The 12,306-nt window shown below is 63.1% G+C and carries 11 protein-coding genes; 2 read left to right on the top strand and 9 right to left on the bottom strand.

The features are described 5' to 3' along the window. Positions 1–8: 8 nt before the first annotated feature. The 4 genes from ACPJXG_RS28485 to modA are packed head-to-tail and all read right to left on the bottom strand — an operon-like array spanning position 9 to position 2,954. The gene (locus tag ACPJXG_RS28485; RefSeq protein WP_051959231.1) at positions 9–776 is read right to left on the bottom strand and encodes a TOBE domain-containing protein; all 768 of its coding nucleotides are present in this window, start codon (positions 774–776) and stop codon (positions 9–11) included. A gap of 25 nt (positions 777–801) precedes the next feature. Beyond that, positions 802–1,503 (bottom strand): sulfate/molybdate ABC transporter ATP-binding protein, encoded by a 702-nt coding sequence (locus tag ACPJXG_RS28480; RefSeq protein ID WP_425254801.1) that lies wholly within the window; start codon positions 1,501–1,503, stop codon positions 802–804. A gap of 5 nt (positions 1,504–1,508) precedes the next feature. Continuing rightward, complete coding sequence (modB, locus tag ACPJXG_RS28475) at positions 1,509–2,180, bottom strand: molybdate ABC transporter permease subunit (RefSeq protein ID WP_035823318.1); 672 nt, start codon at positions 2,178–2,180, stop codon at positions 1,509–1,511. Positions 2,181–2,195: 15 nt separating this feature from the next. Then, positions 2,196–2,954, bottom strand: coding sequence for a molybdate ABC transporter substrate-binding protein (gene modA, locus ACPJXG_RS28470; protein WP_425252993.1), 759 nt, complete (start codon positions 2,952–2,954; stop codon positions 2,196–2,198). A 192-nt stretch (positions 2,955–3,146) separates the two neighbouring features. On the opposite strand from modA, the gene ACPJXG_RS28465 reads away from it, so the two are divergent. Next, positions 3,147–3,896 (top strand): sterol desaturase family protein, encoded by a 750-nt coding sequence (locus ACPJXG_RS28465; RefSeq protein WP_425252992.1) that lies wholly within the window; start codon positions 3,147–3,149, stop codon positions 3,894–3,896. A 3-nt stretch (positions 3,897–3,899) separates the two neighbouring features. Here the strand turns inward: ACPJXG_RS28465 and ACPJXG_RS28460 are convergent, their stop codons facing one another. From ACPJXG_RS28460 to ACPJXG_RS28440, 5 genes are all read right to left on the bottom strand, one after another. Beyond that, positions 3,900–4,904, bottom strand: coding sequence for a bile acid:sodium symporter family protein (locus ACPJXG_RS28460; protein ID WP_425252991.1), 1,005 nt, complete (start codon positions 4,902–4,904; stop codon positions 3,900–3,902). A gap of 219 nt (positions 4,905–5,123) precedes the next feature. Next, the gene (locus ACPJXG_RS28455) at positions 5,124–5,486 is read right to left on the bottom strand and encodes a BON domain-containing protein (protein WP_034752546.1); all 363 of its coding nucleotides are present in this window, start codon (positions 5,484–5,486) and stop codon (positions 5,124–5,126) included. A gap of 267 nt (positions 5,487–5,753) precedes the next feature. Further along, the gene (locus ACPJXG_RS28450; protein ID WP_035823322.1) at positions 5,754–7,121 is read right to left on the bottom strand and encodes a sigma 54-interacting transcriptional regulator; all 1,368 of its coding nucleotides are present in this window, start codon (positions 7,119–7,121) and stop codon (positions 5,754–5,756) included. After that, entirely contained in the window at positions 7,118–7,651 is a 534-nt protein-coding gene (locus ACPJXG_RS28445; RefSeq protein ID WP_425252990.1) for a hypothetical protein, read from the bottom strand. Before ACPJXG_RS28445 ends, ACPJXG_RS28450 begins: the two co-directional genes overlap by 4 nt. Beyond that, positions 7,648–9,060, bottom strand: coding sequence for a HAMP domain-containing sensor histidine kinase (locus tag ACPJXG_RS28440; protein ID WP_425252989.1), 1,413 nt, complete (start codon positions 9,058–9,060; stop codon positions 7,648–7,650). Before ACPJXG_RS28440 ends, ACPJXG_RS28445 begins: the two co-directional genes overlap by 4 nt. 282 nt (positions 9,061–9,342) lie before the next feature. On the opposite strand from ACPJXG_RS28440, the gene ACPJXG_RS28435 reads away from it, so the two are divergent. After that, positions 9,343–12,213 carry an insulinase family protein gene (locus ACPJXG_RS28435; protein WP_425252988.1) on the top strand — a complete coding sequence of 957 codons (2,871 nt, stop codon included), beginning with the start codon at positions 9,343–9,345 and terminating at the stop codon, positions 12,211–12,213. Positions 12,214–12,306 lie beyond the last annotated feature (93 nt).

The raw sequence follows: 12,306 nt of genomic DNA, 5'->3' as shown, positions 1-12,306 counted from the left end.
CTACGCACTTATGCGGGCACACCGAGAATCACGCTCGACGCCTTGAACATCGCCGTCACGCTGCTGCCAAGCGCGATGCCCAGGTCGGTACTGCTCTGATTCGTGATGATGGCGGCAATCGTGCCGCCGCGCGGCAAGTCCAGCACCACTTCCGTGTTGACGGCCCCCGTCTGCACGCGCGTGACCGTGCCGGCCAGCTGGTTGCGCGCGGAAAAGCGCGCGCCTTCGCTATCGGCCACGAGGATGATGGACGAAGCCTTGATCAGCGCGAACGCTTCCGCGCCCGGCACCAGGCCCAGGCTGGCGCTGCTGCCCTGCGTGACGATCGCCACGATGTGCTGTCCGCCCGGTAATTCCAGGGTGACTTCGTCGTTGACGGCGCCCTGTTTCAGTTCGGCCACCTTGCCCAGGAATTGATTGCGTGCCGTCGTTTTCATGGCCATTCTCCGTATGAGTAAAAGATCGTCGGCGATGCCTTCGGCCTGGCTGCCCAACTGGCGCAGGTAGCGGGCATGCTCGCGCTCGATGATGCGGAAATTGTCGACCAGCTGGCGTCCCCGTGGCGTGAGCCGCGTGCCGCCGCCGCCCTTGCCGCCCGTCAGGCGCTCGACCAGCGGTTCGCCGGCCAGGTTGTTCATCGCGTCGATGGCGTCCCAGGCCGCCTTGTAGCTCATCTTGACGAGCTTGGCCGCCTGCGTGATGGAGCCGCATTCGGCGATGGCGCCCAGCAATTCCACCCTGCCGGCGCCGCCCAGGTTTTCTCCGCCCACCGTCATCCATACCGAGCCTTGCAAGCCGATTTTATCCAATGCGTTCACCCAATGCCATGTGGTTTTCCCTGTTATCGATCTGTCCGTCGCGCAAGTACAGCACGTGCTCGCCCAGGATGCGCGCATCTTCCGGATCGTGCGTGATCAGGATCATGGGCACGTCCAGGCGCTGCTGCCACTGGCTCAGTTCCAGCCGCATTTTGACACGCAGGGCCGGATCGAGGGCGGCAAACGGCTCGTCGAGCAGCAGCGCGCTCGGTTCGGCCACGAGTGCCCTCGCCAGCGCCACCCGCTGGCGCTGGCCTCCGGACAACTCGTCGGGGAACTGATGCGCCAGTTCCTGCAAGTGGAAAGCATCGAGCCAATGCTCGACCTTCTGCAATTTTTCACGCGCGCGCGGATTGAACCAGCCCCGGCTCAGGCCAAAACCCACGTTCTGGCGCACCGTCAGGTGCGGGAACAGCGCGTAATCCTGGAACAGGTAAGCGACATTGCGCTGCTGCGGCGGCAAATTGATGCCGGCGGCCGAATCGAACAGGGTGCGCCCGTTCAGGCGGATATGGCCTGCATCAGGCGTGAAGAGTCCGGCAATGGCTTTCAAGGTCATGCTCTTGCCGGCGCCGGACGGGCCATACATGGCGATGCGCTGGCTGCCGGAGGTGCATCGCACCTGCAGGTCGAAACGGCGTTTGCCGGAGCGCAAGGTGGCGCGGAGGTCGAGGTCGAGTTGCATAGTGGTCATTTATGAGCGACGCGCCCGGGCGCCAGGCGGCCAGCAGTCAGCAGCACCACGATGCAAACCAGAGAGGTGATCAAGACCAGCGTATTGGCCAAGTCATCCTTGCCCGCCTGCACAGCTTCAAACACGGCCACCGACAGGGTTTGCGTCTTGCCGGGGATGCTGCCGGCCACCATCAGGGTGGCGCCAAACTCCCCCAGTGCGCGCACAAAACCCAGCAGCACGCCGGCCAGGATGCCGCGCCAGGCCAGCGGCAAGGTCACGCGAAAGAATATCGCCATTTCCGAAATACCCAGCACGCGGGCCGCCTGCTCCAGCTGGCCGTCGACGGCCTCGAAGGCGGCGCGCGCGGGCTTGAAGACGAGGGGAAAGGCGACCACGGTGGAGGCGATCACGGCGCCCTGCCACGTAAAGATGAGGTTGATGCCGAAGTTATCCTGCAGCCAGATGCCCAGGGTGCCGCGCCGGCCCAGCAGCACCAGCAGGTAATAGCCGAGCACGGTGGGCGGCATCACCATCGGCAGGGTCAGCAGGGCGTCGAGCAACTCGCGCCCGGGAAAACGCGTGCGCGCCAGCAGATAGCCCGTACCGATGCCGAGCAACAAGTTGAGCGCCGTGGCCCAGGCCGCTACCTTGAGCGACAGGGCCAGCGCGGTCCAGGCGATATCCATGTGCAGTCGTTTGCTTTATGGCTTTTTAAATCCGTACTTGGCCAGGATGGCTTGCGCAGGCGCCGTCTGCAAATAGCTGACGAAGCGCTTCGCTTCGGCCGCATTGCCGCTGCCCTTGATGGTGGCGATCGGGTACAGCACAGGCGCTTCCAATGGCACCTCCAGCACCACGTTGACCTTGCCTTTCATGATGGCCGCGTCGGTGGCGTAGACAAAGCCCGCATCGACTTCGCCGCGCGCCACGTAGTCGAGCGACTGGCGCACGTTCTGCGTGCCGATGGCCTTCGCTTGCACGGCGTCCCACAGCTTCGCCTTCTTCAAGGCGCCTTCCGAGTAACGGCCGACGGGCACGCTGGCCGGGTTGGCGATGGCCACGCGGGTCACATCCTTATGCGTCAGATCCGTCAGGCTCTTGATGCCCAGCTTGCTATCGTGCGGCACGATCAGCACCAGGCTGTTGCCGACGAAGTCCATGCGGTCGGCCGGCAAGACGAGGCCCTGTTTTTGCGCCGCATCCATGGTTTCCTGGTCGGCCGAGGCAAACACGTCCACGGGCGCGCCCTTGACGATCTGCTGCAGCAGCACGCCCGAGGCGGCGAAGTTCAGGGATACCTTGCTGCCCGGATACTGCGCCTCGTAGCTTTGCGCCGCATCCTTGAACGCATTCGTCAGGCTGGCCGCGGCCGACACGACCACTTCGCCGGCAAGGGCGGAGGTGGCGGCGGTGGCGAGAAGAGCGGTGCCAATGAGTCGGGCGAGGGAGGTGAGGCGCATGGTCGTATCCTTGTAAAGTGAACGGTGACAAGGAGCGTAATATACACGCATATATAGCGTTCTGCCATCGCCCAGGTCAAGGCAATGCCAATGGCATTGACAGTTGGAGATAGCCGGACTATTTTTAACAAGAATATCCACTATTTCCAGGGTTAAACGATGGGATATGCGGCGATACTGCTTGGCCCCTCGATGCTGCTGGCGGTCATTCTCCTGGCATTGGCCATCGAGAAGCGCCATCCCCTGGAACAGCAGCCTGCGGGCGCGTCGCGCTTCAATCTGGCATATATGGTCATCTATGCCGCCAGCGGCGCCATGCTGGCTCCGCTCACGGCCATCGTCACGGTGCGGCTGGTCAATGCGGCCGGAGGCGGGCTCATCGATCTCGACGCGTCAGGCTCGATGCTGGCGCCGGCATTCATCGTGTATGCCTTCTGCATGGATTTTCTGGAATACGCCTTTCATCGCGTGCAACACCGCATACCCGCCCTGTGGGCCATGCATTCCTTCCATCACAGCGATACGGCAATGAATGCCAGCACCACGACCAGGCACTATTGGGCCGAAGCGGGCATCAAGGCACTGACTATCTATCTGCTTGCGGGGATCTTGTTCAAGACCAATCTGGTGATTTTGGGAATGTACGGAATCCTGGGCTTGTATCATGTTTTTCCGCATATGAATGTCCGGGTCGGCTTTGGCCGCTGCTGGATGTTGTTCAATTCACCGCAGTACCATCGCGTTCATCACTCTGTGCAAGCGGAACATTTCAACCGTAATTTCGCAGGGCTGTTCCCCGTCTTCGACCGGCTGTTCGGCACCCACCATATTCCCCGCGCGGAAGAGTATCCACCCACGGGTCTGGACACGGGCAAGGTACCGAGAACCTTGCTTGACGCGCTGACGTGGCCAGTGCACAGCAAGGCCCGGCCCGTCCCCTAGACCCTAGACGCGCGCCACCGCCGCCTCGTCACGCCGCGCATAGCGTTGCGCGATCACGGCGCAGATCATCAGCTGAATCTGGTGGAACAGCATCAGCGGCAGAATCACCATCCCCAGCGAACGCGTGGAAAACAGCACCTTGGCCATGGGCACGCCGCTGGCCAGGCTTTTCTTCGAGGCGCAAAAGACGATGGCGATTTCATCTTCCTTGTTGAACCCCAGGCGGCGGCTGACAAAGGTGGAAATACCCAGCACCAGCGCCAGCAGCAGGGTGCTGATCAGGCCCAGGGCGACCAGCGTTTCCACCGAAATCGTATGCCATAAGCCTTCGCTGACGGCTTCGCTGAAGGCCGTGTAGACCACCAGCAAGATTGAACCCTGGTCGACGTATTTCAGGGTAGCTTTATGGCGGTCGACCCAGCGGCCGATCCAGCGGCGCAGGAACTGGCCGGCCAGGAAGGGCAGCAGCAGCTGCATGACGATGGACAGCACGGCGTCCACCGACGACTTGCTTTCGGCGCCCTTGGCCACCAGCAAGCCGACGAGGATGGGGGCAAGGAAGATGCCGATGAAATTCGAGGCCGAGGCGCTGCAGATGGCGGCCGGCACATTGCCGCGCGCCATGGCCGTCATGGCGATCGACGATTGCACCGTGGAAGGTAATGCGCACAGAAACAAGATGCCCATGTACAGGTCGGGCGTGAGAAACGTCAGCGCCAGCGGGCGCAGGGCCAGGCCCAGCAGCGGAAACAGGACAAAAGTGCTGGCCAGCACCAGCAAGTGCAGCCGCCAGTGCATGGCGCCGGCCACCACGGCTTCGCGCGACAGCTTGGCGCCATGCAGGAAAAACAGGGCGCCGATGGCGACGGTGGTGATGTTGCCGAAGACCACGGCCGTCTGGCCCGTGCAAGGCAGGAAAGTGGCCAGCGCCACGGTGACGAGCAGGGCGAGGGTGAAATTATCGGGTTTCAGATTGCGCAGCAGGGCAGCGGGAGAAAAAGAGGACATGCGGTAGCCTGGTAACGGCGCAGCCTTGCAACAGCATGCTGTGCCGGGGATGACAAACAGCGCCGGGAGCGGCGCCAGTGCTGGCTATTCTACCTGCATTGTCCGGCTCATTGCCCAGCTCCTTGCCTGGCGGCATGGCTTGCCCGGTAAAACCACGCGGGCAAAAAAATGCCCTGTCCGCAGACAGGGCAACCCGGAGTAAAGTACAGCGCGAGGGAATTAACCGGCGGCTTTGACTTTCAGCTCGTTCTTGATTTCTTTCACGCCGCTCACGGAAGCGACGATCTGCACGACGCGGTCACCCGCTTCGGCGCTCGGCACGTCGCCCGACAGGACGACCACACCTTGCTGGGTTGCTACCTTGACTGGCAGGGCAGCGGCTTGCGCATCAGCGCTCAGGGCGGCCTTGGCCGAGGAAGTGATGGTTTCATCAGGGACGGCTGCGGCAGCGTTGGCGGCCACGACGGTGTCAGCAGGAGCTTGTGCTTTTGGTGCGGAGTCAGCGGCATGCGAAGCGGTGATCGAGGCGCCCGACAGTACGATAGCGGCGACCAGGGTATTGAACAGTTTCGATGTTTGCATGGTAGTTCCTCTCAATGAAGTTAAAAGCTTCTTACTTGGATAAAGCAACACTTTGAAGCGTCACATCTACCCATACAGCAAGCACCGTGCCAGCTTTTAAATTTCATTTAAAATCAACGACTTAGATTCACACTCGATTTTTCCAGGGCATTTCGCGGCGATCTGGCCGAAAAAACGGGGCTTTTTGTCGCCAGACAGCGACAAGGTATGGCAACAATATCAATGTTTCCAGATAAGTCGTTGATTATGAATACTTTATTTTTGTCGCTATTCAGCGACAGGGTCGCCATCGCCCCGAAACAGGGCCGGCGTCAGCTCGTATTTCTGCAATAAACGGTAGAACTCCGTGCGGTTGCGGTCGGCCAGGCGGGCCGCATCGGCCACGTTGCCATCCGTCAGGCGCAGCAGCTGAATCAGGTAGTCGCGCTCGAAGCGCTGCTTGGCTTCGTTATAGCTGAGCGCTTCCAGCGACGGCACGCGCAGGGCCCGCTGCACCAGCGACAAGGGCACCAGCGGCGCCGTGGCCAGCGCGCACACTTGCTCGACGACATTGACCAGCTGGCGCACATTGCCAGGCCATGGCGCCGCTACCAGGGCCGTGAGGGCGTCGGGCGCGAAGCCGTTCAAGGGCTTCTGGTACTTGGCTGCCAGCTTCTGCAGGAAATGGTTTGCCAGCAGAGAGATGTCTTCGCGGCGCTCGGCCAGCGGCGGCAGGGTCAAGGTCACCACATTGAGCCGGTAATACAAGTCTTCGCGGAATTGCCCCTCGGTCATCGCCACGTCGAGGTCGCGGTGCGTGGCGGACAGCAAGCGCACGTCCACCGGACGCGTCTGGTCGGCGCCGACGGGGCGCACGGCCCGCTCCTGCAGCACGCGCAGCAGTTTTACCTGCAGCGGCAGCGGCATGTCGCCGATCTCGTCCAAAAACAGGGTGCCGCCATCGGCCGCCTGAAATAGCCCTTCGCGGTTGCCGACGGCGCCCGTAAACGAGCCTTTCACGTGGCCGAACAGTTCCGATTCCAGCAACTGCTCGGGAATGGCGCCGCAGTTGACGGCGATGAACGGCGCCTTGGCGCGGCGGCTGGCGTTGTGCAGGGCGCGCGCCAGCAATTCCTTGCCCGTGCCGCTGGGGCCACGGATCAGGATGCTGGCATCGGATCCGGCCACCAGCTTGGCTTCGGCCAGCAACTCGGCCATCTGTGAACTACGGCTGATCAGCTCGGCGCGCCAGCTCTCGTCGCCCGATGCTGGCGCCGGCATGACGGTGGACAAGTTAATCGCATACGCCACTTTTTCCATCAAGAGCTTGCCATCGAACGGCTTCGTCAGATACGCAAACGCGCCGCGCGCCGTGGCGTCGACGGCGTCGGGGATGGTGCCGTGGGCTGTGAGCAAAATGACGGGCAGGGCCGCATGCTGGCGGCGGATTTCATCGAACAGGGCCAGGCCGTCGCGACCCGGCAATTGCACGTCGGTAATGACCAGGGCCGGCAATTCCACGGCCAGGCGCGCCAGCGCCGCTTCCGCGCTGCCCACGGCCGTCACGCGGTAATTGCCCGCCTTCAGGCGGATGGTCAGCAGGCGCAGCAGGTCGGGGTCGTCGTCGACCAATAAGATGTGGGCGTGTTCGCTCATTTCGGCGCTCCCGCGGCAGGGCGCACGGACAGGCTGCGCTCGATGTTTTTCAATGCTTCAAGTTTTTCATTGAGCAAGTCGTTGCGGCGCTGAGCGTCGCGCAACTGCGTGTTGAGCTTGTCGATGCTCTCTTCCTGGCGGCGCAGTTCCGCATACTGGCTGCCCAGCAATTGCGCCAGCGGCGCCAGCAATTGCGCATCCTTGCCCGTGGCCGTGGCCAGCGGTTCCAGCAACGCTTGCGCGCGGGCCAGGTCGCCGGGACCGCGCAAGGCCGCCTGCAGCATGGCGCGGCGCAGCGTGTTGTGCGGCGCGTGATCGGCTTTCGCCAAGTCCAGCTGCGCCTTCACCAGTTCCGATGGCGTCATCAGGCGCAAGGCGCTTTGATACGCGAGCAATTCCGTCAGCTGGGGGTCCGTCACCACCACCACGCGCGGCGGCGTCTGCACCAGCACGGGTGTCTGGATGGGGGGCTTGGCGGCGCAAGCGCTCAAGAGCAGCACGCAGGCGGCCAGGGAATTTCTCGTCATCATAAGGGCAGTTCTATCCGAAAATGCGCGCCGGCGGGGCGCGGTAAAAGAGTGACGCTGCCATCGTGGGCGGCGATATATTCGCGCACGATGGACAGGCCGATGCCATTGCCGTTGCGCGCGCCGGCCGCCTGGCGCACTCCTTGGTAAAAGGGTTCAAAAATGCGCGCGGCATCCTCGGGCGCCACGCCGGCGCCCTCGTCGATGCAATCGATGCGCACGCGGCCGCCTGCACAAGACAGGGCAAAGCGCACGGTGCCGCCTTCCGGGCTGAAGCGCACGGCGTTCGACAGCAAATTGGCCAGGGCCGTCGCCAGCTTGTCGCGGTCGGCCTGCACGATCAGGGACTCGCCCTGCACCTCGACCGTCAACCGGCGCGCCAGCCATTGCAGGCGCTGCCCGGCCACCACATCTTGCAGCAAAACGAGCAAGTCGACCTTGCTGTGCGCCAGATGCTGGGCGTCAAAAGCGGCGGTATTGTAGCGCAGCAAGTCCTCAATCTGGGTTTGCAGGGATGCCGTGTTTTGCTGCAGGATGCCGGCGATTTCGCGCTGGCTGTCGCTGAGCTTGCCCGCCACCTCATCTTCCAGCAAGGCCACGCCTTCGCGCAGGGCCGCCAGCGGGGTTTTCAGCTCATGCGAAATGTGGCGCAGAAAACGTTCCTTGTCGGCATCAAGATCGGCCAGACGCTGGCGCAGCCAGTCGAGCTGCTGGCCCAGGCGGCGCGTGTCGGCCGGGCCGCCGACGACGATGGGCTGGTCGTAGCGCTTGTCGCCCAGGCGCCCGATGGCCGTCTCGATGCGGCGCAGCGGGCGCGACAACAGAAAACCGAAGCAGGTGGCCAGCACGGCCGCCAGCAGCACGGCGCCGCCCACCAGCACGCCCAGCAGGCGGCGCTGGCGTTCCAGCTCGGCCAGCAGGGCGTCGTTGCGGCTGCCGATTTCCGTCTTGCTTTCGCGCGCCAGGCTGTCATTGATCTGCGTCATGCGGGCAAACGCGCGGTACACGACGGCGTGGCCATCGCGCTTGCGGCGCTTGCCTGCCTGCAAAACTTCCCACGCCGATTGCGCCTGCGCCGTCCATTCGTCGGCCAATTGCGTGGCGAACTCGGGCGTGGCGCGGTTCAGCACTTGCAGCGCCGCCGTCGCTTCGTCGCGGGCCGCCGCGTAACGCTCGCGGAAGACGGGATCGTCGAGCACGAGGAATTGGCGCGCGCTGCGCTCCATGGCCAGGGTGCGTTCGGACAGGCGCTGTGACTGTTCCGTCAGGGCAATTGCCTGCGCCGCCGTCTCGCGCCCCAGCCGCGCCAGGTGTTCCAGGGTCAGCAGGGCTTGCACGGAGGTGGCCGTCAAAATGCCCGTCGTCAAAATGAAGGCGGCAAATAACAGTTGGCGAAAGGAAAGTCGGGACAAGATAGGCGCCTTCGGTTCAGTCTGGATGACAAAAGGCGCATGGTACGCTAAGCCTCCATCCCGGGGCGCCAGCTGTCAAAAATAGCCGATCTGGCAACATTATTGCTTTTGCGTCCGACAAGCAAGCCTCGGCGGCGGCACGCAGATACTCCTAGTACAATAGGGAAAAACTTCATACAGGCATCAAAGTGGCCCCGGCCCTGGCATTACGCCACTTTGCCCCCACATGTGATGCAGCTCCACCGACACTCCGAATCACCTACCGCAGAGATCCCATACCGCATGAGCACATTTGAAAAAGTCAGCAGCAACTTCATTCCAGTCTTGCAGGCAACCATCGAACAATATGTCGAGCCAGCAACGGGCATGCGCCATATCCACATGCATACCGAGCAGGCTGAGATGGTGTTCCTGGTGGCCTTTCCCACTGTGCCCGAAGTGAGCGACGGGCGCGCCCACATTCTGGAACACCTGGCCTTGTGCGGCTCGTCGCGCTACCCGGTGCGCGACCCGTTCTTCTCGATGCTGCGCCGCTCGACGGCCACGTTCATGAATGCGATGACCTATCCGGACCGCACCGTGTACCCGTTCGCCAGTACCGACCGCAAGGATTTCTTCAACCTGCTTGACGTCTACCTGGACGCGGCCTTCTTCCCCAACCTCGATTACCTGAATTTCCGCCAGGAAGGCTGGCGCCACGCGTTCGAAGGCGACAAGCTCGTGTACCAAGGCATCGTCTTCAATGAAATGAAGGGCGCTTTCAACAGTCCCATGCGCGCGCTCGACAGCGGCATCGCCAGCGCCTTGCTCAAAGGCACGACGTATGAAGTGGAATCGGGCGGCGATCCGCTGAATATCCCCGAACTGACGCATGACATGCTGAAAGAATTCCACGCTAGCCACTACCACCCGTCGCAAGCCGTGATCATGACCGCCGGCAATATCGAAGCGTCGGCCGTGCAGGAACAAGTCGCCGAACGCGTGCTGTCCAAGCTCAGCGGCTTCTCCGAACGCCGCCTGCCGCAGCTGGCGCCAGCATGGACGGCGCCGCAGGAAAACATCGTGAAAATTCCTTCGCAGGAAGCGCGCGACGATGAGTTCGGTCTGCAATTCGCGTGGCTGATGGGCGAATCGAGCGACCCCATCGCCTACTACCACGCGCATTTGCTGTCGCACGGCTTGCTGGGTGAATCGTCGGCGCCCGTCATGCGCGCCATGGAATCGGCTGGCTATGGCCGCCCATCGGACATGAATGGCCGCGACGCGGGCATCCGCCAGATGGTATTCCACATCGGCATGGAAGGTTTAACCAAAGAACAGATCGCCGATGCGCACCAGCGCATCTGGACGGCCCTGGAAGAGACGGCGGAAGAGGGCATTCCGGCCGCCGTGCTGCACGCGGCCTTGCGCGACATCAAATACAGCCAGCGCGAAATCAGCAGCGGCCGCATGCCTTACGGCCTGGGCCGCTTGCTGCACGCCTTGCCACTGGCCATGTATGGCGGCGACGTGATGGACGCGTTCGACAATGCGGCCATCCTGGAAACGCTGGAACAGCAGATCGACGATCCGGCCTTCTTCAAGCAGCTGGTGCGTGAGCTGATCGCCAACCCGACCCGTTTGACGACGCACGTGGTACCCGACAGCGCCTACTTCACGGACCGCGCCGCCCAGGAAGACGCGAAACTGGCGGCCTTGCAGGCGAAGCTGACGGATGCCGAGCGCGAGCACATCGTGGCCGAGTCCGCCGCGCTGGAAGCGCATCAGCAACTGCCATCGAATTCCGAAGTCTTGCCGCGCATCCGCCCTGGCGATGTCAGCGCCTTGCCACGCCCGGCCTTGCCGATCCCAGCCGCCGTCGACGGCGCCGTGGCGTTCAGCATCGCCTCGAACGGCATCAGCTATGCCAACGTGCTGTACGACGTGTCGAGCCTGCCGGAAGCGTCGTGGCCATGGCTGCGCCTGTACACGGACCTAGCGCCGGAACTGGGCGTGGGCGACATGTCGTTCGACGACGCCAGCGCCTGGCGCCAGAGCATGGTGCCATCGTTCCACATCGGCCTGGAAGCCATTCCCCGTCCGCAACAGGCGATGCGTGTGGAATTGTCGTTCTCGGCCAGCGGCTTGCGCGAAGAACACGCGGCGATTGCCGCCGTGCTGTCGGCCTGGATCGCCAAGCCACGCTTCGATGAAGAAGAACGCCTGGCCTTCCTGATCGAAAGCCTGGTGCAAGACAAACTCTCCAGCCTGGCCGAATCGGGCAACCGCTACGCCATGCTGGCCTCGGCGGCACCGCTGTCGCCCACGCGCCGCTTCGACGACATCGTCGGCGGCCCCGCAGCGCTGCCGTTCTACCGCCGTCTGCAACAGCTGAGCAAGACGTCAGCAGGCTTGCAGGAAATCGCGCGCGAACTCGACACCCTGCACGCGCACATCATCGCCCAGCAGCCAACCGTGCTGTGCGCCGGCCTGGAACAGGATGGCCTCACCCTGGCCCGCTTGCTCGAGTTGCCGGCCGCCAGCACGGACGCGGACGCGCCAGCCGTTGCCGCCGCAGCTGCCGCTTTGCCGCTAGCCAACACGGCCCTGCATGCGACGAGCCAGATCAACCATTGCTTCGTTTCCTGGGCCGTGCCCGGCGTGCACAATCCGGACGCTGCCGCCCTGGCCGTCGCCGCTGAACTGATGACAAACCAGGTGCTGCACACGGCCCTGCGCGAAAAAGGCGGCGCGTATGGCGGCAGCGCCAGCTATGCGGCCGGCGCCGGCACCTTTACATTGAGTTCCTACCGCGATCCGCGCCTGGCCGGCACGTTCGCCGACTTCGGCACGACCCTGGATCAGATCCTCGACGGCGATTTCTCGCAGGAACAAGTGGAAGAAGCCATCATCTGCGTCATCAAGGGCCTCGACAAGCCGCATTCGCCGTACGCGGAAGCGCTGACGGCGTGGAACATGCAGCAGCGCGGCACGACGGAAGCCGTGCGCCAGCAATTCCGCACCGGCGTATTAACTTGCACCCTGGCGCAGATCAAGGAAGTCACGCGCACCTGGCTGAAAAACGGCCAGCCTAGCCGCGCCGCGTTTGCGGGCAATACGACGCAAGACCTGGCGGGGCTGGAAGTGGTCGATTTGCTGGCGCTGGCCAGCTAAGGCGCAAGTTTAACAGCCGGGTAGGTCGGATTAGCGTGGCGAAGCCGCGCGTAATCCGACACCACCACCGGCCAACAATATTGTCGGATTACG

Source organism: Janthinobacterium sp. NFX145 (assembly GCF_049810325.1).
GTDB classification, from domain to species: Bacteria; Pseudomonadota; Gammaproteobacteria; order Burkholderiales; family Burkholderiaceae_D; genus Janthinobacterium; species Janthinobacterium rivuli.
The sequence above is the reverse complement of the archived record's forward strand: the minus strand, read 5'-3'. Positions and strand labels throughout refer to the sequence as shown.